Source organism: Streptomyces sp. NPDC002809 (assembly GCF_040295435.1).
Taxonomy (GTDB): Bacteria; Actinomycetota; Actinomycetes; order Streptomycetales; family Streptomycetaceae; genus Streptomyces.
Genome location: NZ_JBEOVJ010000013.1, coordinates 41,021 through 65,288 on the forward strand (window position 1 = coordinate 41,021; position 24,268 = coordinate 65,288).

The following is a 24,268-nucleotide window of genomic DNA, read 5'->3' on the forward strand; positions in this document are numbered from 1 at the left end:
CGATGACGTCAGTCACCATGACTCCGTCAGTCACCATGACTCCGTCAGTCACCATGACTCCGTCATGGTGCAAGCACCTCCGCCTTGCAGCCGCACGCACCCAGCCCCGCTCCTTCACCCACCCCCCAACCCCCGGATGCTCTGACCATGACCGACACCACCGGGCCCGGCCGGAGCTGGCTGCTGCGCCTCGTCATCGCCTTCGCCTTCGCGCAGGGGGCGGTGTCGATGGCGCGGCCCGCCGTCTCCTACCGGGCCCTGGCGCTCGGCGCGGACGAGCGGGCGATCGGCGTCATCACCGGGGTGTACGCGCTCCTCCCGCTCTTCGCCGCCGTACCCCTGGGGCGCCGCACGGACCACGGCCGGTGCGCACCGCTGCTGCCGCTGGGCGTCGTCCTGATCGCCGGGGGCTGCGCCCTCAGCGGCCGGGCGGACTCGTTGACCGCGATGGCGGCCTGGAGCGGGGTCATGGGGCTCGGCCACCTCTGCTTCGTGATCGGCGCCCAGTCGATCGTCGCCCGCCAGTCCGCCCCTGCCGAACAGGACCGGAACTTCGGCCACTTCACCATCGGTGCCTCCCTCGGCCAGCTCATCGGCCCGATCGCCGCGGGCTGTCTGATCTCGGAGCGCGACGGCGCGATGGGCCGCACCAGCGCCCTCGCCCTGATGGTCTCGGCGGCCGTCGCCGCCGTCTCCTTCAGCTCGCTCCGGCGCATCGAGCACCGGACCGCCCCGGCGCCCCGCCGCCGGGATCCTGCCGCCAAGGTGCCCGTCGGCAGCATCCTGCGCGCCCGCGGAGTCCCCGCCGGGATCTTCATCAGTCTCGCCGTGCTCTCCACGACCGACATCCTCACCGCGTATCTGCCGGTCGTCGGGGAGCACCGCGGCATCGCCCCCGCCACGGTCGGCCTGTTGCTGAGCCTGCGGGCCGCCGCCACCATCGCCTGCCGGCTGGTGATGACCCCGATGCTCCGGGTGCTGGGCCGGGCAGCCCTGCTCGCCTCCACCTGTCTGCTGGCCGGGGTGCTCTGCGCCGGCGTCGCGCTCCCCGTCCCCGTCTGGGGGCTGGCTTCGATGCTTGCCGTCCTCGGCTTCTGCCTCGGCGTCGGTCAGCCCCTGTCGATGACCACCGTCGTGCAGGCGGCCCCGGCGGCCGCGCGCTCCACCGCGCTCGCCCTGCGGCTGACCGGCAACCGGCTCGGGCAGGTGGCGGCCCCCGCTGCCGCAGGACTCGTCGCAGGAGTGGCGGGCACCGCGGCGCCGTTCGTGATGCTCGGCGTGCTGCTGATCGCGGCGGCCGGCCTCGGTGCGCGCGGCAAGGACGGCCGTGTGCCACCTCGGGACCGGGCCGCGGAACCGGATCCGGCCGTTCCCGGGACCGGCCCGGTGCGGGCCGGTCTCAACCGGAATGCCACCTGACACTTCCATCTCCGCACTCCCCGCAGGGTGCAACCTTTGCGCGAGTCATTCCCTCACCCTGCGCAGTGGGTTAATTTCAGGCCACTGCTGCCGCTCCCCACCGCTCCACCTTCATCCTCCCGGGCGGAACCACATGACTCGCGCCATCACTCTGAACAACGTAAGCAAGGCCTACGGACGCTCCTCGCGTGCCGTGGACCGCCTCTCGCTCTCCATCGACCCGGGCGAGTTCCTCGTCCTGCTGGGCCCTTCGGGGTGCGGCAAGTCGACCGTGCTCCGCATGATCGCCGGCCTGGAGGACGTCACCGAGGGCGAGATCCTGCTCGACGGTGAACCGGCCGATCACCTGACACCCCGCGAACGCGGCATGGCCATGGTCTTCCAGAACTTCGCGCTCTACCCGACCATGACCAACCGGGCCAACATCGGCTTCCCGCTGAAGCTGGAGAACCCGCGCCAGGACCACAACGAGCGCATCGAGAACACGGCCAGGATGCTCGGCATCGAGAGCGTCCTGGACCGATTTCCCGGCCAGCTCTCCGGCGGTGAGCGTCAGCGGGTCGCGATGGGCCGGGCGATTTCGCGCCAGCCCTCGGCCTTCCTGATGGACGAGCCGCTCTCCAACCTCGACGCGAAGCTCCGCAACCACCTGCGGGCCGAGATATCCCAGCTGACCAAGGAGCTCGACGTCACCACGGTCTACGTGACGCACGACCAGGCCGAGGCGATGTCGCTGGGCCACCGGGTCGCCGTGATGCGCGGGGGAGTGCTCCAGCAGGTCAGCCCGCCGCGCGAGGTGTACTCGTTGCCGGAGAACGTGTTCGTCGCCGCGTTCATCGGCACCCCGCGGATCAACCTGCTCCAGGCCGTCGTGCACGCGCCCCTGGAAGGGCGGATGTCGATCGACCTCGGCCGCCAGCGCCTCCCGCTGCCCGAACCGCTCAGCCCCGACCATCAGTTGCTCCGCATCCAGCAGGGCAGGCGCATCATCGTCGGGCTGCGCTCCGAGGCGGTCCGGATCGCCCCGCCCAGCCAGGCCCGTCCCGGCGAGGTCGCCCTCAGCGGCATCGTCGAGCACGTCGAGTACCAAGGGCACGAGGCGCTGGTCCACCTCAACACCGGGTCGCAGCCCGCCGTGGTGCCCGACCTGGAATCAGCCCGCCCGGACCGCGGCACCCAGCGCAGGCGCCGCGGGGCCGGGGGCGGGGTCGGCGTCCTGGAACGGCTCAAGGAGCGCGCCACCGGACAGGCCGCCGCGTCCGTCGCGGTCCTCGACGAACCGGGATTCGAGTCGCTCCCGCCGGGCGTGCGCAGCCCGGACCGCCCCGCGGTCACGTCCAGTGACCTCGTCGTACGCACCGGCCCCGACATGCGGCTGCGTACCGGGGGGCAGGTTCCGCTCCTGGTCGACCTGGCGCACCTGTACGTCTTCGACCATCAGGGACGCCGGATCTGCCCGCTGCCGAAGGACGTGCCGGGCCTGGAGGTGTAGTACCGCCGGGCCCGGAGGTGCAGTACCCGTCGGGTCCGGAGGGGGTGCACGGCTCGTCGGGCCCGGAGGTGCAGTACCCGTCGGGTCCGGAGGTGGAGGGCTCGTCGGGCCTGGAGGTGCAGTACCTGCCTCGGGCCCGGAGGGAATGCCTCGTCGGGCCGGTCCGTCGGTGGCTGCGTCTCAGCCGATGGACGGGCCCGCCTCCTCGCGTGCCCGCTCCACACGGAACGCCCCTGCCGGATAGGGGAGTTCCGCCGCGAGGTCTGCCGCCCGGCCGAGCTCCTCGCGGGCCGCGTCCGGCCGGCCGCACGCCGCGAGCGCGGCCCCGAGCACCGTACGCGCCTCGGTCTCCGCGAGCCGCTCGCCGACCTGTTCCGCGCGGGCCGTCTCCTCGGCGGCGCGCCGGACCGCCGCCTCCGGGCTGCCCGCGTAAAGCTCCGCCCACGCCACCAGATGTGCGGTGCCGGGGCCGCTGTCCTCGGCCAGCAGGGCGAGGGCCTCGGCCGGAGCGCCCTCGCGGACCAGGAGCTCGGCCTGTGCCGCACGTACCTCGTGCAGCGCCTGCCGGTCCGCCTGCGCCTCGGCGGCCTCTCCCGCCCGCTCCAGCAGCTCGCCGGCGCCCGCCTCGCCGGTCCGGATCCGGACCCGGGCCAGCGCCGCGAGTGCGTACGGGGTGCACCAGCTGCGGTGCGAGTCGCCTTCCTGTGCGGCGGCCCTCGCATGTTCCTGTGCCTCGGCGAACTCCCTCAGCAACAGATGGAGTTCGGCGAGATTCGCGCGTTCGAAGGCGACCGCCGTCGGATCGCCGGTGTGCTCGGCGAGCTTCAGCGCCCGCTGCCCGATGGAGACGGCCTCGCCGAGCCGGCCGGACCTGCGGGCGTGCTCCCGCAGCACCGAGAGCGTGGTCACCAGGAGCTCCTGGTCCCCGTACGCCTCCGCGTGCGGCAGAGCCGCCTCCGCCGCGGGCCGGGCCCGGTCGAACCGGCCGGCCAGGGCCAGCGAGGTCGCCTGCATCCCCAGTGCCCGGGCGAGCAGCCCTCTGCGCTCGCCGCCGGCGACGGTGTGCGCCGCCTCCTGCGCGATGCGGGCCGAGGCGTGCGCCTCGTCGTACCGGCCGGTCACGAACCGCAGGCCCCCCGCGGCCAGATGGTGCGTTGCCACGGACAGTGCCGGGGTGCGGGGGCCGGGCCGGTGGGTACGCAGCAGCTCCTCGCCCTCCTCGGTCCCGCGGTACTTCATCAGGATCTCGCTGAGCCGGGCCGCCGCCAGCACCTGCCCGTCCTCGTCACCCCGGCGCACCATGTCCTCCAGGGCCTCGCGCAGCACGGTGGCCGCGTCCCGGTAGCGGGCCATCCGGCGCAGTACGGCCCCCCGGTCGATCCGGGCACGGGCCGCGTCGGCGGCAGACGCGTCCAGGCGCGCCGTCAGCTCGGCGTAGTAGCGGTCCGCCGTGTCGTTGGCGCAGAGCGCCGCGGCGCGTTCGGCGGCCTGGCGCAGATAGCCCGTCGCCCGCGGGTCGTCCGCCCGGGTCAGCTGGGTGGCCAGGGTGTCGACCGCGTCGGGGCGGTGGCGCAGCACCGCCTCCGCGTAGGCCGAGTGCAGTTGGCGGCGCCTGGCCGTGGACAGGCCGTCATAGCAGGTCAGCCGCACCAGTGGATGACGGAAGGCGAGGCCGGGCAGGGATCTGCCGCCCACCATCACCGGACGCTCGCTCACGACCGAGGCCGTCACCGCCGCGTCCACGGCGTCGGTGGCCTCGGCCGGCGAAAGCGGCGGGTACAGGCCCTGCCCGGCCACGTCGAGGATCTCGGTGAGGGCCGCACCGCCGCCGGTCACGGAGATCGCCTCGACCACCCGCCGGGCCGCAGGACCCAGCCGGGCCAGCCGCGCGGCCACCAGCTGGCGCACGCTCTCCGGTGTGCCCGGGGCGCCCGGATCCGCGCCCTCACGGACCGTACGGGCCAGCTCCAGGGCGAAGAGCGGGTTGCCCAGGGACAGTTCCCACACCCGGTCGAGACCGGTCACGGCTCCCGCGTCCCGGGCGACCGCCAGGCACTGGTCCCGGTCCAGCCGTCCCAGCTCGACCGGCTCGGCGAGCTGCCCGCGCACCAGGGTCTCCAGAGCGGTGCGGCGCGGGTCGTCCGCGTCGAACTCCTCCGCGCGGTAGGTGACCACGAAGCGCCACCCGGTCCCGGTGGTCGCTGCCCGCCGGGCCAGATGGCTCAGCAGCTGGTACGAACCGGTGTCCGCCGCATGCAGGTCGTCCAGGACCAGCAGGACGGGCGCGCCTGCCGCGAGATCGCCCAGCAGTCCGGCCGTGGCCCGGAAGAACCGGTCGCGCTCCTCCTCCGGGCTGCGTTCCCGGCCGGCCCCGATCTGTCCCAGTGACGGCAGGAGCGCGGCGAGTTCGGGATACTCGCCGCCGATCCGGGCCCGTTCCACCGGTGGCCGGTCGGCCAGCCACGCGTCCAGCGCCTCCACGAAGACGCCGTACGGCGTGTGACCCTCCGCGTCGTGGCCCGCGCCCCAGAGGACCGTCGTGCCGGCCGCGGCGGCCGCCCGTGCCGCTTCGGTCGTCAGCCGGGTCTTGCCCACCCCGGCCTCGCCGCCGATCAGCCGCACCGGCGGGCCCTCGTCGGAGAGCAGGACCCGCAGCGCCTTGTCCCTGCCGCGCAGCGGAGGACCCGCCGGGGTACGGATCGCGGCGGGCAGGACCGGAGAGGCCGAGGCGGGCAGTACGTTCGTGGTGGCGTCCAGCGCCAGCAGGTGCAGCCGCTGGGTCGCCGGTCCCGGCTGCACGCCGAGTTCGGCGTCGAGCGCCTCCCGGCACAGGTGGTACTGGCGCACCGCCTGCCGCCGCAGCCCCTGGCGCAGGTACGCCTCGATGACGACGCGGTGGGCCCGTTCCTCCGCCGGGGCGGCGGCCAGGGCGCGCAGCGCCACCTCTGTCGCCGGTTCGTTCTCGTCGTCCGCGAGATGGGCCTCGGCCAGAGCCAGCCGCACCCGGTCGTGCAGATCGGCGATCTGTGTGCGCCGGGCGTCGGCCCAGGCGGCGTAGCGGTCCTCCGGCAGCAGCTCCCCGGCGAACGCGGCGAGTGCCGCGGCGAGCGGCGCGGTGCCGCCACCGGCCAGGGCGCGCTCGGCCAGGTTCTCCGCCTCGTCCACGTCGATCACGACGGTCTGCGGATCGAGCCGCAGCAGGGTGCCCTCGCCGGTGAGATAGGACGAGGAGGAACGGGGGGCGAGTTCGGGCTCGATGGCGCGGCGGGCGGCGTGCAGCGCGACCCGCAGGCTGCCGATGGCCGCCTGCGGATCGGCGTCCGGCCAGCAGATCTCCATCGCCTGTTCCCGGTGGAGGCTGTGACCGGGGGAGACGGCGAGCAGTTTGACCAGGGACCGGGCGCTCGGCCGGGGCCACCGCTCGGCAAGCGGCGGCCCGCCGTCGCGAGTCACCCGGAAACCGCCGAAAAGGTGCAGACGCAGCAGTGGTGGGGCGGTGTGTGTGCCGTGGTTCGTCGCGTCTGTGCCCATCAGGGCGTCACTGTAACGCGCGGATTCGGACATGCCGCAGGCCCCTCGAACGGATGTCCGGGGGTGGGTGGGGGTGGGGTGGTCAGGAGAGCGTGCCGACCGTCATCCGGCCGCCGGCCGCGCCGGTGCGGAGCGCGGCCGTCGCGGCAGTCAGCGGTTCCGCGGGGTGCGAGAGGAAGTTCCCGTGCGTCCGGCCACCCGCGCGCGGCGATCGAAGGGCGGCCCCGTGGAGCCGGTCCGTCGTGCGCGGGACGGCCGGGACGGGTGCCGGACCGGCCGGAGCGGCGGCCGCGGCTCATGGGGCGGCTCCGTGCTGCGGGGGTCGAGGTGGATGTGCGGGAACGGTCCTCCATGGCCGGTTCGAGAGGCCCCGCCCCCGGGCTGTCTCGGGGGAGCGCGGACGGGGGCGGGTTGATCCGGGACCTTGGGGGGAGACCGTTACTGGCGCAATACCCGGCCCCCGTTGAACTCCGGCCCTCGGCGAAGCCGGGGCCCCCGTTGAACTCCGGCCCCGGCGAACTCCGGGCGCATCGCGGGGGCCGGGCGTGACGGGCGTCTCTGGCGCCGGAAAACTAACAGCGCTAGTTTGGGGCGCGGACGACCTCGTCCGTCACCGCGTCCGGGAGGAACAGCCATGAAGGCCCATGACGGTATGTACATCGGCGGCGCATGGCGGCCCGCCGTCGGAACGGACACCATCGCGGTGGTGAACCCGGCGGACGAGCAGGTCATCGCGCACGTCCCGGCGGGCACGGCCGAGGACGTCGACGCCGCGGTACGCGCAGCCCGTGCCGCCTTCCCCGGCTGGGCCGCGACCCCGCCCGCCGAACGGGCCGCCAGGATCGGCGCCCTGCGCGATGTGCTGGCCGCCCGCAAGGAGGAGATCGCCGGGACGGTCACCGCCGAACTGGGCTCGCCGCTGCCGATGTCGCAGGCCGTGCACGCGGGCGTGCCGGTCCTGGTCGCCGGTTCGTACGCCGAACTCGCCGCGTCGTACGCCTTCGAGGAGCGGCACGGAAACTCCACCGTGTTCCTGGAGCCCGTCGGCGTGGTCGGCGCGATCACCCCGTGGAACTACCCGCTGCACCAGATCGTCGCCAAGGTCGCCCCCGCACTCGCCGCCGGCTGCACGGTCGTCCTCAAGCCCGCCGAGGACACCCCGCTCACCGCGCAGCTCTTCGCCGAGGCCACCGAGGAGGCAGGGCTGCCCGCCGGTGTCTTCAACCTGGTCACAGGAATCGGCCCGGTCGCCGGACAGGCCCTCGCCGAGCACGAGGACGTCGACCTCGTCTCCTTCACCGGCTCCACCGCGGTCGGCAGGCAGATCGGCGCCACGGCGGGCGGCGCCATCAAGCGCGTCGCGCTGGAGCTCGGCGGCAAGTCCGCCAACGTCATCCTGCCCTCGGCCGATCTGGCCAAGGCGGTCAACGTCGGCATCGCCAACGTCATGTCCAACTCCGGCCAGACGTGCAGCGCCTGGACCCGGATGCTGGTGGACGCCGAGCGGTACGAGGAAGCGGTCGCACTCGCCGCCGCGGCCGTCGCCAAGTACGTACCCGGTGAGCGGGTCGGCCCGCTCGTCAACGCCAAGCAGCAGGCCCGGGTGCGCGGCTACATCGAGAAGGGCATCGAGGAGGGCGCCCGCGTCGTGGCCGGCGGCCCCGAGGCGCCGCTCGCCACCGGTTACTACGTCAGCCCCACGGTGTTCGCCGACGTCACCCCGGAGATGACCATCGCCCAGGAGGAGATCTTCGGCCCGGTCGTCTCGATCCTGAAGTACGAGGACGAGGCGGACGCGCTGCGCATCGCCAACGGCACGGTGTACGGGCTTGCGGGCGCCGTATGGGCCGCCGACGACGAGGAGGCCGTCGCCTTCGCCCGCCGCATGGACACCGGGCAGGTCGACATCAACGGCGGACGCTTCAACCCGCTCGCGCCCTTCGGCGGTTACAAGCAGTCCGGCGTCGGCCGCGAACTCGGTGAGCACGGGCTCTCCGAGTACCTCCAGACCAAGTCCCTGCAGTTCTGAACCGCCCTTCGAGTACGCCGAGTCCGCATCCCCGATCAGCAAGGAGCCAGTCCGTGGTCCGCGCCGCCGTACTGTCCGCCGTCGGAGCTCCGCTGGAGATCACCGACATCACCCTGCCCGAGCCCGGCCCCGGGCAGGTGCGCGTCCGTCTCGCCGCCGCCGGGGTCTGTCACTCCGACCTCTCGCTGTCCAACGGCACCATGCGGCTGCCCGTCCCCGCCGTCCTCGGCCACGAGGGCGCGGGCACCGTCGTCTCGGTGGGCGAGGGTGTCGGCGGCCTCGCCCCGGGCGACGGCGTCGTCCTCAACTGGGCGCCGTCCTGCGGCAGCTGCCACCATTGCGGCATCGGCGAGGTCTGGCTCTGCACCAACGCCCTGGCCGGTGCGGCGAACATCCACGCCCGCACCGCGAACGGCACCGAACTGCACCCCGGACTGAACGTCGCCGCCTTCGCGCAGGAGACCGTGGTCGCCGCCAACTGCGTGCTGCCCGCCCCGGACGGCATCCCGCTCACCGACGCGGCCCTGCTCGGCTGCGCGGTTCTGACCGGATACGGCGCGGTCCACCACAGCGCCCAGGTCCGCGCCGGCGAGTCCGTCGTCGTGTTCGGCATCGGAGGCGTCGGCCTCGCCGTGCTCCAGGCCGCCCGGATCGCGGGAGCGTCGAAGATCATCGCGGTGGACGTCTCCCCGGAGAAGGAGGACCTCGCGCGCCGGGCGGGTGCCACGGACTACGTGATCGCCTCCGCCACCACCCCCCGCGAGATCCGGGGGCTCACCGGAGGCCAGGGCGCGGACGTGGCCGTCGAGTGCGTCGGCCGGGCCGCCACCATCCGTACCGCCTGGGAGTCCACCCGCCGAGGCGGCCGCACGACGGTCGTCGGCATCGGGGGCAAGGACCAGCAGGTGACGTTCAACGCCCTGGAGATCTTCCACTGGGGCAGGTCCCTGACGGGCTGTGTGTACGGCAACAGCGACCCGGCCCGCGATCTGCCGGTGCTGGCCGACCACATCCGGGCGGGCCGCTTCGACCTCTCGATGATGGTCACCGAACGGATCGCGCTGGACGGCATCCCGGCGGCCTTCGACAACATGGTCGCCGGAAAGGGCGGCCGGGCCCTGGTGGTCTTCTGAGGGCTGTCCCGTAATCCGTGGTGGATCAGCGCACGGCGTCGGATGCGGTGCATCGCAAGGCTGAGCAGCGTCCGCATACTGGAGGTGTCCGGGCGTTCCGACAACGCGGCGAGGCGCCGTAGCTGTCGTCGTGCGCCCGCCAGGGACTACGGAACAGCCCTCAGTCGTTCCCCGGCCCTGCTCCGGACCGTCCCGTGGTGAGCAGCCGGGCCTCCATCTCGCCCTGCTCGAAGAGCCGGGAGGCCGGGCCCACGATCAGTGGGTCCGGCTCCCCGGCCACTCTCGCGTCCTTGTCCGGATAGTCGAAGCGGTGCAGGACGTGCCGGATCGCCTCCAGCCGGGCCCGCTTCTTGTCGTTGCTCTTCACCACGGTCCACGGCGCGTCCGCCGTGTCCGTGTGGAAGAGCATCAGCTCCTTGGCCTCGGTGTACGCGTCCCACTTGTCGAGCGATGCCAGGTCGACCGGGCTCAGCTTCCACTGCCGCACCGGATCGGTCTGCCGGCTCATGAACCGGTTGCGCTGCTCGTTGCGCGAGACGGAGAACCAGAACTTCACCAGATGGATGCCGTCACGGGCGAGCATCCGCTCGAACCCCGGTGCCTGGTGCATGAATTCGAGGTACTCGGGGGTCGAGCAGAACCCCATCACCCGCTCCACACCTGCCCGGTTGTACCAGGACCGGTCGAACATCACGATCTCCCCGGCGGCCGGCAGATGCGCCACGTACCGCTGGAAGTACCACTGGGAGCGCTCGCGTTCGGTGGGCGTCTCCAGCGCCACCACCCGAGCACCACGGGGATTGAGGTGCTCGGTGAACCGCTTGATGGTGCCGCCCTTGCCGGCGGCGTCCCGCCCCTCGAAGAGTATGACGAGCCGCTCGTCGTGCTCCTTGACCCAGTGCTGGAGCTTCAGCAGCTCGATCTGCAGGGCACGCTTGGACTTGTCGTACTCCTTGCGGCCGAGCTTCGTGTCGTACGGATAGTCCTCGCGCCAGGCGTCACCCGGCCGGCCCTCGGGCGTCACGAGAGCCGGGCCGTCGGCCCCCTTCGCCTTCTTACGGCCGGTCCGCTGCCTGGCGCTGCGCGTCATGAGTGGGTCCTTCCACCTGCGGGGGCGGATTCCTCCGCGTCGCACCAGTCTGCGGACGCTTCCGGGAGACCGCCACCCCGGCCAGGCAGAGCAGTCCGCCGGCGACGGTCAGCAGCGCGGGCACCTCGTCCAGCAGCAGCCACGACATCAGAACCACGAGCGCGGGCACCGCGTAGGTGGTGGCACCCATCCGTCCGGCCGTGGTGCGCGCGAGCGCGTAGGCCCAGGTGGTGAAGGCCAGCGCGGTCGGGAAGATCCCCAGGTAGACCATGTTCAGGGTGGCCGACAAGGGTGCGTCGGCCGCGTCCGACACCAGCGCACCGGCGAACGGCAGACAGGTCACGGTGCCGACCAGGCAGCCGAACGTGGTGATCTGGAGCGCCGAGCCGTGCCGCAGCGCGGGCTTCTGGCCGACGACTCCGCCCGCGTACGCCACCGCGGCCAGCAGGCAGAGCACCACACCCAGCACGGAGGAGCTCCCGTGCCCCGACATGGAGAGTCCCACCACCGCCGCGCCCGCGAAGGACACGCCCGTGCCCAGCAGCAGCCGGCGCGGCAGCCCCTCGCCGAGCAGCCGGGCGCCGAGCAGGGCGATCAGCAGGGGGCCGATGTTCACCACCATCGCGGCGGTGCCCGCGTCCACCTGCTGCTCACCCCAGTTGAGTACCACCATGTACAGGCCGAACCACAGCAGCCCGGACCAGAGGATTCCCGGCAGGGCGGCCCGCGGCGGCAGACCCTCCCGTCGCAGGAGCAGGAGGGTGCCGAGAGCCAGGGAGCCGGCCAGCAGCCGCCCGAGAGCCAGCGCGCCGGGGGAGTAGGCCTCGCCCGCGCTGCGGATGGAGACGAAGGCGGAGGCCCAGAGCACCACGGTGGTGCAGGCGGCGGCAGTGGCCCGCCAGTCACGGTGCTCCGGGGGTGTGGCGGGGGAAGGGGGCGTCGTCATGGTCCAGACCGTAGGGCCAGGACGGTTCGGCGCCCACCGAATTGTCGTGGGGCCGGCGGACGCGGCCGGCGCAGCCCTCTACCGCACGCCCTGCGCGGGAGGCGCGTACTGGAGGGCGAGCCCGTCGATCAGCGCCCGCAGCCCCGTCTCGAAGGCCCCCTCGTCGACCTTCTGGCGGCGCTCCGCCAGCAGATGCGCCTGGCCCAGGTGCGGGTAGTCGGCCGGGTCGTACGCCGTCTCGTCGTCCACGAAGCCCCGGGCGAACGAGCCGAGCGCCGATCCGGTGACGAAGTAGCGCATCAGGGCTCCGATGTAGGTGGCCTGGGCGGGCGGCCAGCCCGCGCGGACCATCGCGCCGAACACGGCGTCGGCGACCCGCAGGCCGGCCGGGCGGCGGCCGGGGCCCTGGGCGAGCACCGGGACGATGTGCGGATGCGCGCTGAGCGCCGCACGGTAGGAGACGGCCCAGTCGTGCAGCGCTGCCCGCCAGTCGCGGGAGTCGGACTCGTCGAACATCGACAGATCGACCTGCGCGGAGACGGAGTCGGCTACCGCGTCCAGGATCTCGTCCTTGTTGCGGAAGTGGTTGTAGAGCGACGGCCCGCTGACCCCCAGCTCGGCCGCGAGTCGGCGGGTCGACACCGCGTCGAGCCCCTCGGCGTCCACGAGCGCGCTCGCCGTCTCGACGATGCGGGCTCTGCTGAGGAGGGGCTTGCGCGGGCGGGCCATGCGGCACATAGTAGGCCCTGCGGATCTAAAACTAGCAGTGCTAATTAACGTGGGGAGTCGAAGGATGAACCTGGAGCTCAGCGAGGAGCAGGAAGCCGTCCGGCAGCTCGCCAAGGACTTCGTCGCCCGTGACGTCGCCCCGTACGTCGTCGAGTGGGACCGGGCCGAGGACGTCGACAAGTCGATCGTGAAGAAGCTGGGCTCCCTCGGCTTCCTCGGTCTGACCGTCCCCGAGGAGTACGGCGGCTCGGGCGGCGACCACCTCGCCTACTGCCTGGTGACCGAGGAACTCGGCCGCGGTGACTCCTCGGTCCGGGGAATCGTCTCCGTCTCTCTGGGGCTGGTCGCCAAGACCATCGCCGCCTGGGGCGACGAGGAGCAGAAGCGGCAGTGGCTGCCGCGGCTGACCTCCGGGGACGCGGTCGGCTGCTTCGGCCTCACCGAACCCGGCACCGGGTCGGACGCCGGGAACCTGACGACGAAGGCCGTGCGGGACGGCGGTGACTACGTCATCAACGGCAGCAAGATGTTCATCACCAACGGCACCTGGGCCGATGTGGTGCTGCTCTTCGCCCGCACCAACGACGCCCCCGGCCACAAGGGCGTATCCGCCTTCCTGGTGCCCACCGACACCCCCGGCCTCACCCGGCGCACCATCCACGGCAAGCTCGGCCTGCGCGGCCAGGCGACGGCCGAACTGGTGCTGGAGGACGTCCGCGTCCCCGCCACCGCCCTCATGGGCCCCGAGGGCAAGGGCTTCTCCCTCGCCATGTCCGCGCTGGCCAAGGGGCGGATGTCGGTCGCCGCGGGCTGTGTCGGCATCGCGCAGGCCGCCCTGGACGCGGCCGTGGGGTACGCGGTCGAGCGTGAGCAGTTCGGCAAGTCCATCGCGAGCTACCAGCTCGTCCAGGAACTCATCAGCGACATCGCCGTGGACGTCGACGCCGCCCGCCTGCTGACCTGGCGGGTGGCCGACCTGATCGACCGCGGCGAGCCCTTCGCCACCGCCGCGTCCCAGGCGAAGCTCTTCGCCTCCGAGGCGGCCGTCCGCGCCGCGAACAACGCCGTGCAGGTCTTCGGCGGCTACGGCTACATCGACGAGTACCCGGTCGGCAAGCTGCTGCGCGACGCCCGCGTGATGACGCTCTACGAGGGCACCAGTCAGATCCAGAAGCTGATCATCGGCCGCGCCCTGACGGGGGTCTCCGCCTTCTGACTCCCGCGTCACCCGAACGGGCGTCTGAGTACCGGCCTGAGTACGCGGGCGGATGTGGCGTGCGCCACGCCGCCCGATGCTGAGCGGCATGAGTGAGACGACATCGGTCAAGCAACAGAGCACCGCGGCCTTCTACGGACAGGCCGTCGCGTCCTTCGGGGTGGCGATGGCGGCGGTCGCCCTCGGGATCTACTTCCTCGACGCCGACGGCTGGGTGCGCGGCTTCCTCGCCATCGGCGTTCTCTACCTCGTCACGTCCGCCTTCACGCTGGCCAAGGTGATCCGGGACCGGCAGGAGGCCGGTCAGATCGTCAGCCGGGTCGACCAGGCCCGGCTGGAGAAGATCCTCGCGGAGCACGACCCCTTCCAGAAGCGTTGACCATCTCACCCCTCGACCCTCTAAGCGCTTGCTCAGGATCGGGGTATGGTGTTCGTCCTGCTGACTGAGAGGGGCGACCGACGATGAGCACGGCGGAGGAGACCGACGGCGAGAACACGCCGTGGGCCGAAGTGACGCCCGAGGCCGCCCGGCGGCTCCTCGTCGCGGCCGTCGACGCCTTCGCCGAGCGCGGGTACCACGCGACCACCACCCGGGACATCGCGGGCCGCGCCGGAATGAGCCCCGCCGCGCTCTACATCCACTACAAGACGAAGGAAGAGCTGCTCCACCGGATCAGCAGGATCGGTCACGACCGGGCCCTGACGCTCCTGGAGTCGGCCGCCGACGGCGAGGGCACGGCCACCGAGCGGCTTGCCGGTGCCGTGCGTGCCTTCGTCCGCTGGCACGCCGAGCGGCACACCACCGCACGCGTGGTCCAGTACGAGCTCGACGCGCTCGGCCCGGAGCACCGCACCGAGATCGTCGAACTGCGCCGCAGGAGCGACGCGGCGGTGCGCCGGATCATCGGCGAGGGTGTGGCGGCCGGGGAGTTCGACGTCCCCGACGTGCCGGGCACCGCGCTCGCCGTGCTCTCGCTCTGCATCGACGTGGCGCGGTGGTTCAACGCCCAGGGCAGCCGTACGCCGGACGAGGTGGGCGAACTGTACGCCGGGCTCGTGCTGCGGATGGTCGCGGCCAAGCGCTGACGCGCCGCCCGCCCGGGGAGCGGGAAGGGCGTTGTCCGCAGCGGGAAGGGCGTTGCCCACGGCCCCGGCAGGGGCCCGGACAACGCCCTCGGCCGGCTCAGAAGTAGAAGCGCGACACCGACTCGGCGACGCACGCAGGCTTCTCGCCGCCCTCGCGCTCGACCGTGACGACGGCGGTGACCTGCACGCCGCCGCCCGCCTCCTCGACGCTCTTCAGGACCGCCGTCGCCCGCAGTCGTGAGCCCACGGGCACGGTCGAGGGGAAGCGGACCTTGTTGGTCCCGTAGTTGATGCCCATCTTGGTGTTCTCGACCTGCATGACCTGCGGTACGAGCGCCGGCAGCAGCGAGAGCGTGAGGTAGCCGTGCGCGATCGTGGTGCCGAACGGACCGGCCGCGGCCCGCTCCGGGTCCACGTGGATCCACTGGTGGTCGCCGGTGGCCTCGGCGAAGAGGTCGATCCTCTTCTGGTCGACCTCCAGCCAGTCGCTGTGTCCCAGCTGCTCGCCCACACCGTCACGCAGCTCCTGCGCGGACGTGAAGATCCTCGGCTCTGCCATGTCCCTGGTCCCTGCCTTCCCGCTCTCGGCCATCCGTCGTCGCCCGTCCGGCCGGTGACCGGGAGGCGCAACCGCCCGCGACCGCCAGCCTGTCTAAGCGCTTGCTCAGCATGGTTGGCGGGTGCGTTCCTGTCAACGACGGACCGGCCGGGAGTGGGCCGCGTAGGGTTCGATGAGTGCCCCAGATCCCGCAGACACTCCATGAACTCACGGTCGGCCAGCTTTCCGCGCGCAGCGGCGCCGCGGTCTCGGCCCTGCACTTCTACGAGGCCAAGGGCCTGATCAGCAGCAGTCGTACCAGTGGCAACCAGCGCCGCTACACCAGGGACGCGCTGCGCCGGGTCGCCTTCGTTCGTGCGGCGCAGCGGGTCGGCATCCCGCTGGCAACCATCCGGGACGCCCTGGCCGAGCTCCCGGAGGAGCGCACCCCGAACCGGGACGACTGGGCCCGGCTTTCCGCGGCGTGGCGCTCCGAGCTGGACGAGCGGATCCGGCAGCTGGGCAGGCTGCGCGACCATCTCACCGACTGCATCGGCTGCGGCTGCCTGTCGCTGGACACCTGTGTGCTCTCCAACCCGGACGACGTCTCCGGCGACCGCATCAGCGGTTCGCGCCTGATGCCGGAACTCAAGGGCGCGAACCGGTCCGCAAAAGGGTGCTGAGCGCCCCGGCGGGTCAGCGGAGGCCCGTCCGGCGGTCTCCGGGTGCCGGGCGGGCCGTTCCGCGCCTCAGGAGGCCGTCGCCAGACCGCTGAGCCGGGTGCGCCGGGCCCTGGCCAGTGCGTCGGGGGTGAGCACGGGCTGCGGCACCACGATCCCGCACCCGGTGCACACCGGACCGGACCACGGCTCGCTGTCCAGGTCCTGCCGCCAGATGATGCGGGCCCGGGCGCACACCGGGCAGCCCGCACCCGGCTCGGACTCCAGGGCCGAGATCAGCCGGAGCAGCACGTCGGCGAGCGGCGCCGCCGGGTGGACGGCCGGGTCGTCGCACCGCGCGACCCCGTTCCCGCCCCAGGTGCGCCGGTGCCAGTCGTCGAACGCGCCCGGCCGGCGCAGTCCGTCGTGCTTCTCCCGCCTGCGGCGCTCGGCGAACCCCGCCTCGTAACCCAGCCAGACCGCCCGCGCCTTCTCCAGCTCCTCCAGCGCGCGCATCAGCCGCGCCGGGTCGGGCGCCCGGTCCTCGGGGCCTATCCCGTGCCGGACGCACAGGTGGTCCCAGGTCGCCCGGTGGCCGTACGGTGCGAAGCGTTCCAGGCATTTGCGCAGCGAGTACCGCCGCAGTGCCAGATCGCTCCGCGGATCACGGACCTGTCTCGCAAGACTCCGGAAACCGGCCATGGCGCCGCCACCTCCGTCGCTCGTACTCCGTCGCCCGCACTTCGGCGTCAGTGAGTGGACGTACGAGTGCCCGGATCGGCTCCATCCAATGACGAGTTGGTCCACCTGATGAGATGACGGCTCGTCATGCGACGGGATGTGGCGATTCGGAAAAGGTGACCGATGTTCACCTTACCCACGGGTCATACCGTCGGTAACCTCCGGCGCATCGGCCTCTCGGAGGAGCACGCATGCCCCCACGCACCCGCATGTCCGTACGCACCGGCAGGACAAGAGCCGCCACCGTCGCGGCCGTTCTCGCCCTCGGCACGTCCCTGCTGGCCTCCGCACCTCACGCGGGCGCCAGCGAGGCGGACCCCGTGCCCGTCGTCGACTACTGCCAGGGGCAGTGCGACGACATCCTGCCGCCCGGCGAGAACGGCAACGCCACCCTCGTCGAGATCCTCGGCAACAAGGCGTTCGGCACCCATCCCGCACACAGCGACGACCAGCTCGACCGCTACGACGGCCTGGTGGCCGGGCATACGGGCCTCACCGACCAGAAGCTGAACGACTTCTTCAACGACGCCTCCTTCGGCGTCGCGAAGGACCAGGTCGAGTCCGTCACCTCGCCCCGCGACGACGTCACCATCACCCGCGACAAGGTGTCCGGCGTCCCGCACATCAAGGGCACCACCCGCTACGGCACCGAGTTCGGCGCCGGATTCGCCGCCGGACAGGACCGGCTCTGGCTGATGGACCTCTTCCGTCACATCGGCCGCGGGGAGCTGACCTCGTTCGCCGGCGGTGCGCTGGCCAACCAGGGCCTGGAGCAGCAGTTCTGGCCGCAGGCCCCGTACACCGAGGCCGATCTGCAGGCCCAGGTCGACTACATCAGGACCCATGAGGGCCCCCGCGGCGAACAGGCCATGGCCGACGCGCAGGCGTATGTCGACGGCATCAACTCCTACCGCGAGAAGTCGAAGAAGGGCCGCTACTTCCCCGGCGAGTACGTCCTCACCGGCAAGATCGACGCGATCACCAACATCGGCGAGATCCAGCCGTTCCAGCTGACCGACCTGATCTCGATCGCCTCGGTCGTCGGCGGCCAGTTCGGCGGCGGCGGTGGCGGTGAGGTGCAGGCGGCGCTGTCGCTGCTCTCCGCCCAGCAGAAGTACGGCGTCACCGAGGGCACGAAGGTCTGGGAGTCGTTCCGTCAGCGCAACGACCCCGAGGCCGTGCTGACCGTCCACGACGGCACCTCGTTCCCGTACGCCAACAAGCCCGACAAGGCCGTCGGCACCGCTCTCCCGGATCCCGGCTCCGTCACCACCGAGCCGCTGATCCACGACCGCACCGGCTCCGCAGGCACCAACGCGAAGGCCCCCGTCAAGGCTCCCGCCACGCTCAAGAAGGCCCAGGGCATCTACGACGACGGAGTCATCCCGGAGGGCTCGCTGCCCGGCTCGGGCTCCGGCGCGCAGAAGCGGGGCATGTCCAACGCCCTGCTGGTCTCCGGCAGGAGCACCGCGAGCGGAAACCCGATCGCGGTCTTCGGCCCGCAGACCGGCTACTTCGCCCCGCAGCTGATGATGCTCCAGGAGCTCCAGGGCCCCGGCATCAGCGCCCGCGGTGTCTCCTTCGCCGGCGTCGGCATGTACATCCAGATGGGGCGCGGCCAGGACTACGCCTGGAGCGCCACCTCGGCGGGCCAGGACATCACCGACACCTACGCCGTCGGCCTGTGCGAGCCCGACGGCTCCGCCCCCACCAAGGACTCCACGCACTACCTCTACCGCGGCGCCTGCACCGCCATGGAGAAGCTGGAGAAGTCCAACTCCTGGAAGCCGACCGTCGCCGACTCCACGGCGAAGGGCTCCTACCGGATGCAGGTCTGGCGCACCGGCTACGGCATCGTCACCCACCGCGCCACGGTGGACGGCAAGCCGGTCGCGTACACCTCGCTGCGCACCACCTACCGGCACGAGGCCGACTCGATCATCGGCTTCCAGATGCTCAACGATCCGTCGTACGTGAAGGACGCCGCCTCCTTCCAGCAGGCGGCGAGCAACATCGACTACGCCTTCAACTGGTTCTACGCCGACTCCCGCACCGCCGCCTACTACAACAGCGGCATGAACCCGGTCCGCGCGGCCGGCGTCGATCCGGCCCTGCCCATCAGGGCCGAGAAGGCGTACGAGTGGCAGGGCTACGACCCGGCGGCCAACACCGCCGAGCACACCCCCTTCGCCGAGCACCCGCACTCCAGCGGCCAGGACTACTACGTCTCCTGGAACAACAAGCAGGCCGAGGGGTACGCCTCCGCGGGCTTCGGCCTCAGCGCGGTGCACCGGGCCGATCTGCTCGACGACCGGGTGTCGAAGCTGGTTGAGGAGGGCGGTGTCACCCGCGCCTCCCTCACCCGGGCAATGGCGGACGCCGCGCTCACCGATCTGCGCGGCGAGCAGCTGCTCCCCGAACTGCTGAAGGTCATCCGCTCCCAGCCGGTCACCGACCCGGAGCTCAACGCGGTGGTCCAGCAACTCGACTCCTGGCGGGCGTCGGGCGCCCAGCGCAAGGAGAGCAGCCCCGGCTCGCACACGTACAGCAACGCCGACGCGGTGCGGATCATGGACGCGTGGTGGCCGAGGCTGATCGAGGCGGAGTTCAAGCCGGGTCTCGGTGACGATCTGTACGGGGCGCTGACCGCGAACCTCGCCACCGACGAGTCCCCGGCGGCCAGCCACGGGCCGAGCGGCGCGCACAGCGGTTCGGCCTTCCAGTACGGCTGGTGGGGCTTCGCCGACAAGGACCTGCGCCAGGTGCTGGGACAGCCGGTCAAGGGCCCGCTCGCCAAGTCGTACTGCGGCAACGGCGATCTGAGCAGCTGCCGCGCGGCGCTGCTGTCCACGCTGCAGCAGGCGGCGGCGGTGCCGGCGGCCGAGGTGTACCCGGCCGACGCCAACTGCAAGGCCGGTGAGCAGTGGTGCACCGACTCGATCATCCACCGGGCACTGGGCGGGATCGCACAGAAGGCGATCCACTGGCAGAACCGCCCGACGTACCAGCAGGTGGTCGAGTTCCCGGCCCACCGCTGAGGGCTCTCGTCCGGATCGTGCCGGGCTCGCGGGGTCCGGCCCGATCCGGACGAAGGACCCCGGGGCTTCCGGGCGGGCCCGCATCCAGCGGGCCCGCCCGGCATCACCTCACCGGTACTGCAGATACCGCTTGCGCACGGCCCGGAACGCGGCCAGGTCCTGCGCCCACGCCCCGACGACCTCATCCGTGTCCGCACCCGCGTCGATCATCGTGCGGACCCGGGTGTTGCCGGTGAGCTTGTCGATCCAGTTGTCGGACCGCCAGGCGAACCCGCTCCAGGTCCGCTTCGCCGTCACGAGCAGCGCGATCCCGGTGCGCACCGGGTCGAAGACCTCGCGGTCCTGGACGTGCAGCTGGACGCCGCCCACCGTCTTGCCCTGGAACTTGGAGAACGTCGGCGCGAAGTACGCCTCGCGGAACGCCACTCCGGGCAGGTTCAGCGCGTTCGCCGCGGCCGCCCAGGTGTGGTCGATGCCCTCCGCGCCCAGCAGTTCGAACGGGCGGGTCGTCCCGCGCCCCTCGGAGAGGTTGGTGCCCTCGAAGAGGCAGGTGCCCGAGTAGACCAGCGCGGTGTCCGGCGTCGGCATGTTGGGGCTCGGCGGGACCCACGGCAGCCCGGTCCCGTCGAAGAAGTCCGCGCGCGACCACCCCGACATCTTCACGATCTCCAGCTCGGCCGGACGGTCCGCCAGGAACTCCCCGTTGAACAGCAGCGCCAGCTCGGTGACCGTCATGCCGTGCGCCTGCGCGATCTCCCGGCGGCCCACGAAGGTGCCGAACGCGGGGTCGAGCACGGGCCCGAGAGCCGCGCGTCCCGTCACCGGGTTCGGCCGGTCCAGCACGACGAGCTTCTTGCCCGCGAGGGCGGCCGCCTCCAGGCAGTCGTACAGCGTCCAGATGTACGTGTAGAAGCGGGCGCCCGCGTCCTGGATGTCGAAGACGATCGTGTCCACACCGGACGCGGTGAACACGTCGGCGAGGGCCTGCCCGCTCTTCAGATACGTGTCGTAGACCGGCAGCCCGGTCGCCGGGTCGTCGTAGCGCCCCTCCGAGCCGCCCGCCTGTGCCGTGCCACGGAATCCGTGCTCGGGGCCGAAGACGGCGGTCAGGTTCACGCGCTCGTCCGGGTGCATCACATCGACGATGTGCCGGACGTCGGAGGTGATCCCGGTCGGGTTGGTGACGACGCCGACCCGCTGCCCCTTCAACAGCGCGTACCCGTCCGCCGCCAGCCGGTCGAAGCCGGTGCGGACCCGGCCGTGTCCGCCGCCGTGCCCCTTGCCGGGTGAGGGGAGGGCGGCTGCGGGGCCGGCCGAAGCGGCGGTCGCCGCGAGAGCTCCCACCGCACCGCCGGCGGCCAGCAATCCACGTCTGGACAGGCTCATTCGGCTACCTCCATGATCGCGACGTCTGTCATGGTCACGCACGCTAGCGCGCGAGAGGGCCGCAGGGAACGAGCCGGACGGGGCTGCTGTGCACGGAGTGGCGGATGAGCGGCCCAGACCCCTTCCCCGACGACATACCGACCGGTTAGTCTGCCGGTGCAGTCGGCTGAGAGAGGCGGGACCGATGAGTACGGTGCAGGGCGCGGGCGTAGTGGTCACGGGGGCCGGAGGCGGCATCGGCGCCGCACTGGCCCGCAGATTCGCCGCCGAAGGCGCACGGGTCGTGGTCAACGACCTCGACGAGAGCCGGATCAAGGCGCTCGCCGAGGAGATCGGCGCCGTGGCGGTCGCCGGCGACGCCTCGCGGATCGTCGACGCCGCCCGGGACGCGCTGGACGGCACCGTGGACGTCTACTGCGCCAACGCCGGCCTCGCCTCGCCCGGCGACGTCTTCGCCGACGAGGAGGTCTGGGCCGCGGCCTGGGACGTCAACGTGATGGCCCACGTCCGCGCGGCGAAGGCGCTGCTCCCGGACTGGCTGGAGCGCGGCAGCGGCAGGTTCGTCTCCACGGCCTCCGCCGCCGGACTGCTGACGATGATCGGCGCGGCGCCGTACAGCGTCACCAAGCACGGCGTGGTCGCCTTCGCCGAGTGGCTCTCCCTCACCTACCGCCACCGCGGCGTCAAGGTCCACGCGATCTGCCCGCAGGGTGTGCGTACGGACATGCTCACCGCCGCCGGATCGGCCGGGAAGCTCGTCCTCGCCCCCAGCGCGATCGAGCCCGAGGACGTCGCCGACGCACTCTTCGACGCCATGGCCACGGACCGGTTCCTCGTCCTGCCGCACCCCGAGGTAGCCGGCTACTACCGGGCCCGCACCAAGGACACCGACCACTGGCTCGGCAATATGAACCACCTCCAGCGCAAGTGGGAGGAGACCGGCGCATGAGCGAGTCCGTCTACGCGGCCAAGCCCTGGCTCCCGCTGCTCAGCGAGGCCCAGCTGGCCCCCGTCAGCCCCGCCGAAACGCTGGTGCACGCCTTCCGCGACTCCGTGGCCCGGGCCCCCGGCCACCCGGCGCTCGCCTACTTCGACGGACGCCTCACCTACGCCGAGACCGACGAGCTCTCCGACTCCGTGGCCGGGCACCTCGCCGCCCGGGGGCTGGAGCGCGGCGACCGGGTCGCGATCATGCTGCAGAACTCCCCGCAGTTCGTCCTGGCGCTGCTCGGCGCCTGGAAGGCCGGGGCGACGGTCGTCCCGCTCAACCCGATGTACAAGTCCGCAGAGGTCGGCCACGTACTGAAGGACGCCGACGTCACGGCGCTGATCTGCTCGGACCGGGCCTGGGAGGCGTATCTGCGGGACACCGCCGCCGGTGCCCCGTCCGTCAGGATCGCCGTCACCGCCTGTGAGCTCGACCTCCAGACGAAGAACGACGAGCGGGTGCTGAACTTCGAGCGGCTGCCGGCCGCCGGTGACGCAGACGACCTGGTGGCCGTCGCCCGACAGGGCATCGCGGCCCCCGCCGGCCGGGAGCTCACCGCCGCCGACGTTGCGCTGATCAGCTACACCTCCGGGACCAGCGGCACCCCCAAGGGCGCCATGAACTCCCACGGCAACATCATGGTCAACGCCGAGCGCCAGCGCACCGGCCACCCCATCGCCGAGGGCTCCTCCTACTTCGCCCTCGCCCCGCTCTTCCACATCACCGGCATGGTCTGCCAGCTGGCCGTCTGCCTCACCAACGCGGGCACCCTGGTCCTGGCGTACCGCTTCCACCCCGGCGTCGTCCTCGACGCCTTCGCCGAGCACCGGCCCGCCTACACCGTCGGCCCGTCGACCGCCTTCATGGCGCTCGCCGCGACCCCAGGCGTCTCCCCCGAGCACTTCGCGTCCTTCCAGGTGATCTCCTCCGGCGGCGCACCGCTGCCGCCCGCGCTCGTCGAGAAGTTCCGGGCGGGCTTCGGCCCGTACATCCGCAACGGCTACGGCCTCACCGAGTGCACCGCCCCCTGCGCCTCGGTGCCGCCGGAGCGCGAGGCGCCCGTCGACCCGGTCTCCGGCACCCTCTCGGTGGGCGTGCCCGGCCCGGACACGGTCGTGCGGATCATCGACGAGAACGGGGCTGACGTGCCCTTCGGCGAGCAGGGCGAGATCGCGGTGCGCGGTCCTCAGGTCGTCTCCGGATACTGGCGGCTGCCCGAGGCCACCGCCGCCGCCTTCCCCGACGGCGAGCTGCGCACCGGCGACATCGGCTTCATGGACGGCGAGGGCTGGCTCTACGTCGTCGACCGCAAGAAGGACATGATCAACGCCTCCGGCTTCAAGGTCTGGCCGCGCGAGGTGGAAGATGTCCTCTACACCCACCCGGCCGTGCGCGAGGCCGCCGTCGTCGGCGTCCCCGACGCCTACCGCGGTGAGACGGTCCGCGCGTATGTCAGTCTGCGGCCCGGAGCCTCGGTCGGACCCGGTGAACTGGGTGCGTACTGCAAGGAACGGCTCGCCGCGTACAAGTACCCGCGCGAAGTCGAGATCCTGACGGAACTTCCCAAGACGGCAAGTGGGAAGATCCTCAGGCGGGAACTGCGTTCACCCCGTTAGAACGGTTCACCACAGCACGGAAGGAAGGTGGCGGCTATGGCCAAGGCGACGGACCGGAGCGGTACCCCCGTCCCCCAGCGGCTGCTGGCCGCCGCCACCCGGCTCTTCGCCGAACAGGGGTACGACCGCACCTCGGTCCAGGAGATCGTCGAGGCGGCCGGCGTCACCAAGGGTGCGCTGTACCACTACTTCGGCTCCAAGGAGGACCTCCTCCAGGAGGTGTACGCCCGGGTGCTGCGGCTCCAGCAGGAGCGGCTCGACGCCTTCGCGGACGCCGACGCGCCGGTCGAGCAGCGGCTGCGTGACGCCGCGGCCGATGTGGTCGTCACCACCATCGAGAACCTCGACGACGCGTCGATCTTCTTCCGCTCCATGCACCACCTGAGTCCCGAGAAGAACAAGCAGGTACGGGTGGAGCGGCGCCGCTACCACGAGCGCTTCCGGGCACTGGTGGAGGAGGGGCAGCGCAGCGGGGTGTTCTCCACGGCGACCCCGGCGGACCTGATCGTCGACTACCACTTCGGCTCGGTCCACCACCTGTCCACCTGGTACCGGCCGGACGGCCCGCTGACCCAGCAGGAGGTCGCCGACCACCTCGCCGACCTGCTGCTCCGCGCGTTGCGGCCGTAGG

The 24,268-nt window shown here is 72.1% G+C and carries 19 protein-coding genes; 12 read left to right on the forward strand and 7 right to left on the reverse strand.

Annotated elements, in window-relative coordinates:
* Window positions 1-147 precede the first annotated feature (147 nt).
* Complete coding sequence (locus ABT025_RS11290) at window positions 148-1,419, forward strand: MFS transporter (RefSeq protein WP_350992423.1); 1,272 nt, start codon at window positions 148-150, stop codon at window positions 1,417-1,419.
* A 133-nt stretch (window positions 1,420-1,552) separates the two neighbouring features.
* Window positions 1,553-2,911: an ABC transporter ATP-binding protein gene (locus ABT025_RS11295; protein WP_350992425.1), complete on the forward strand. Its 1,359-nt coding sequence runs from the start codon at window positions 1,553-1,555 to the stop codon at window positions 2,909-2,911.
* 180 nt (window positions 2,912-3,091) lie between these two features.
* Here ABT025_RS11295 and ABT025_RS11300 read toward each other — a convergent pair whose 3' ends face one another.
* Window positions 3,092-6,442 carry an ATP-binding protein gene (locus ABT025_RS11300; protein ID WP_350992427.1) on the reverse strand — a complete coding sequence of 1,117 codons (3,351 nt, stop codon included), beginning with the start codon at window positions 6,440-6,442 and terminating at the stop codon, window positions 3,092-3,094.
* A 634-nt stretch (window positions 6,443-7,076) separates the two neighbouring features.
* On the opposite strand from ABT025_RS11300, the gene ABT025_RS11305 reads away from it, so the two are divergent.
* Both ABT025_RS11305 and ABT025_RS11310 read left to right on the forward strand, forming a co-directional pair.
* Window positions 7,077-8,471 (forward strand): aldehyde dehydrogenase family protein, encoded by a 1,395-nt coding sequence (locus ABT025_RS11305; RefSeq protein ID WP_350992429.1) that lies wholly within the window; start codon window positions 7,077-7,079, stop codon window positions 8,469-8,471.
* Window positions 8,472-8,524: 53 nt separating this feature from the next.
* Window positions 8,525-9,604 (forward strand): zinc-binding dehydrogenase, encoded by a 1,080-nt coding sequence (locus tag ABT025_RS11310; RefSeq protein ID WP_350992431.1) that lies wholly within the window; start codon window positions 8,525-8,527, stop codon window positions 9,602-9,604.
* A 160-nt stretch (window positions 9,605-9,764) separates the two neighbouring features.
* Here the strand turns inward: ABT025_RS11310 and ppk2 are convergent, their stop codons facing one another.
* The 3 genes from ppk2 to ABT025_RS11325 all read right to left on the reverse strand — a co-directional run bounded on the left by ppk2 (window position 9,765) and on the right by ABT025_RS11325 (window position 12,369).
* Window positions 9,765-10,694, reverse strand: coding sequence for a polyphosphate kinase 2 (ppk2, locus tag ABT025_RS11315; RefSeq protein WP_350992433.1), 930 nt, complete (start codon window positions 10,692-10,694; stop codon window positions 9,765-9,767).
* A complete protein-coding gene (locus ABT025_RS11320) occupies window positions 10,660-11,640 on the reverse strand; it encodes a DMT family transporter (protein WP_350992435.1) in 981 nt (326 codons plus the stop codon). Before ABT025_RS11320 ends, ppk2 begins: the two co-directional genes overlap by 35 nt.
* A 78-nt stretch (window positions 11,641-11,718) precedes the next feature.
* The gene (locus ABT025_RS11325; RefSeq protein ID WP_350992437.1) at window positions 11,719-12,369 is read right to left on the reverse strand and encodes a TetR/AcrR family transcriptional regulator; all 651 of its coding nucleotides are present in this window, start codon (window positions 12,367-12,369) and stop codon (window positions 11,719-11,721) included.
* Between the two features lie 64 nt (window positions 12,370-12,433).
* Between ABT025_RS11325 and ABT025_RS11330 the strand changes: the two genes are divergently transcribed.
* The 3 genes from ABT025_RS11330 (at window position 12,434) to ABT025_RS11340 (ending at window position 14,671) form a co-directional block, all read left to right on the forward strand.
* A complete protein-coding gene (locus ABT025_RS11330) occupies window positions 12,434-13,585 on the forward strand; it encodes an acyl-CoA dehydrogenase family protein (protein ID WP_350992439.1) in 1,152 nt (383 codons plus the stop codon).
* An 88-nt stretch (window positions 13,586-13,673) separates the two neighbouring features.
* Entirely contained in the window at window positions 13,674-13,964 is a 291-nt protein-coding gene (locus ABT025_RS11335; RefSeq protein ID WP_350992441.1) for a YiaA/YiaB family inner membrane protein, read from the forward strand.
* 83 nt (window positions 13,965-14,047) lie between these two features.
* Window positions 14,048-14,671, forward strand: coding sequence for a TetR/AcrR family transcriptional regulator (locus ABT025_RS11340; RefSeq protein WP_350992443.1), 624 nt, complete (start codon window positions 14,048-14,050; stop codon window positions 14,669-14,671).
* A gap of 97 nt (window positions 14,672-14,768) precedes the next feature.
* Here the strand turns inward: ABT025_RS11340 and ABT025_RS11345 are convergent, their stop codons facing one another.
* Window positions 14,769-15,230: a MaoC family dehydratase gene (locus ABT025_RS11345; RefSeq protein ID WP_326735322.1), complete on the reverse strand. Its 462-nt coding sequence runs from the start codon at window positions 15,228-15,230 to the stop codon at window positions 14,769-14,771.
* Window positions 15,231-15,406: 176 nt separating this feature from the next.
* On the opposite strand from ABT025_RS11345, the gene soxR reads away from it, so the two are divergent.
* Complete coding sequence (gene soxR, locus ABT025_RS11350) at window positions 15,407-15,892, forward strand: redox-sensitive transcriptional activator SoxR (RefSeq protein ID WP_350992446.1); 486 nt, start codon at window positions 15,407-15,409, stop codon at window positions 15,890-15,892.
* 66 nt (window positions 15,893-15,958) lie between these two features.
* Here soxR and ABT025_RS11355 read toward each other — a convergent pair whose 3' ends face one another.
* Complete coding sequence (locus ABT025_RS11355; RefSeq protein ID WP_350992448.1) at window positions 15,959-16,570, reverse strand: hypothetical protein; 612 nt, start codon at window positions 16,568-16,570, stop codon at window positions 15,959-15,961.
* A 230-nt stretch (window positions 16,571-16,800) separates the two neighbouring features.
* Between ABT025_RS11355 and ABT025_RS11360 the strand changes: the two genes are divergently transcribed.
* Window positions 16,801-19,647: a penicillin acylase family protein gene (locus tag ABT025_RS11360; protein WP_350992450.1), complete on the forward strand. Its 2,847-nt coding sequence runs from the start codon at window positions 16,801-16,803 to the stop codon at window positions 19,645-19,647.
* Window positions 19,648-19,755: 108 nt separating this feature from the next.
* Here ABT025_RS11360 and ABT025_RS11365 read toward each other — a convergent pair whose 3' ends face one another.
* Window positions 19,756-21,033, reverse strand: coding sequence for an exo-beta-N-acetylmuramidase NamZ family protein (locus tag ABT025_RS11365; protein WP_350992452.1), 1,278 nt, complete (start codon window positions 21,031-21,033; stop codon window positions 19,756-19,758).
* A 184-nt stretch (window positions 21,034-21,217) separates the two neighbouring features.
* On the opposite strand from ABT025_RS11365, the gene ABT025_RS11370 reads away from it, so the two are divergent.
* The 3 genes from ABT025_RS11370 to ABT025_RS11380 are packed head-to-tail and all read left to right on the forward strand — an operon-like array spanning window position 21,218 to window position 24,267.
* On the forward strand, window positions 21,218-21,982 hold the full coding sequence (locus tag ABT025_RS11370; protein WP_350992454.1) for an SDR family oxidoreductase: 765 nt from the start codon (window positions 21,218-21,220) through the stop codon (window positions 21,980-21,982).
* Complete coding sequence (locus ABT025_RS11375; protein WP_350992456.1) at window positions 21,979-23,637, forward strand: AMP-binding protein; 1,659 nt, start codon at window positions 21,979-21,981, stop codon at window positions 23,635-23,637. Before ABT025_RS11370 ends, ABT025_RS11375 begins: the two co-directional genes overlap by 4 nt.
* Before the next feature lie 36 nt (window positions 23,638-23,673).
* A complete protein-coding gene (locus tag ABT025_RS11380; protein ID WP_350992458.1) occupies window positions 23,674-24,267 on the forward strand; it encodes a TetR/AcrR family transcriptional regulator in 594 nt (197 codons plus the stop codon).
* Window position 24,268: the final 1 nt, after the last annotated feature.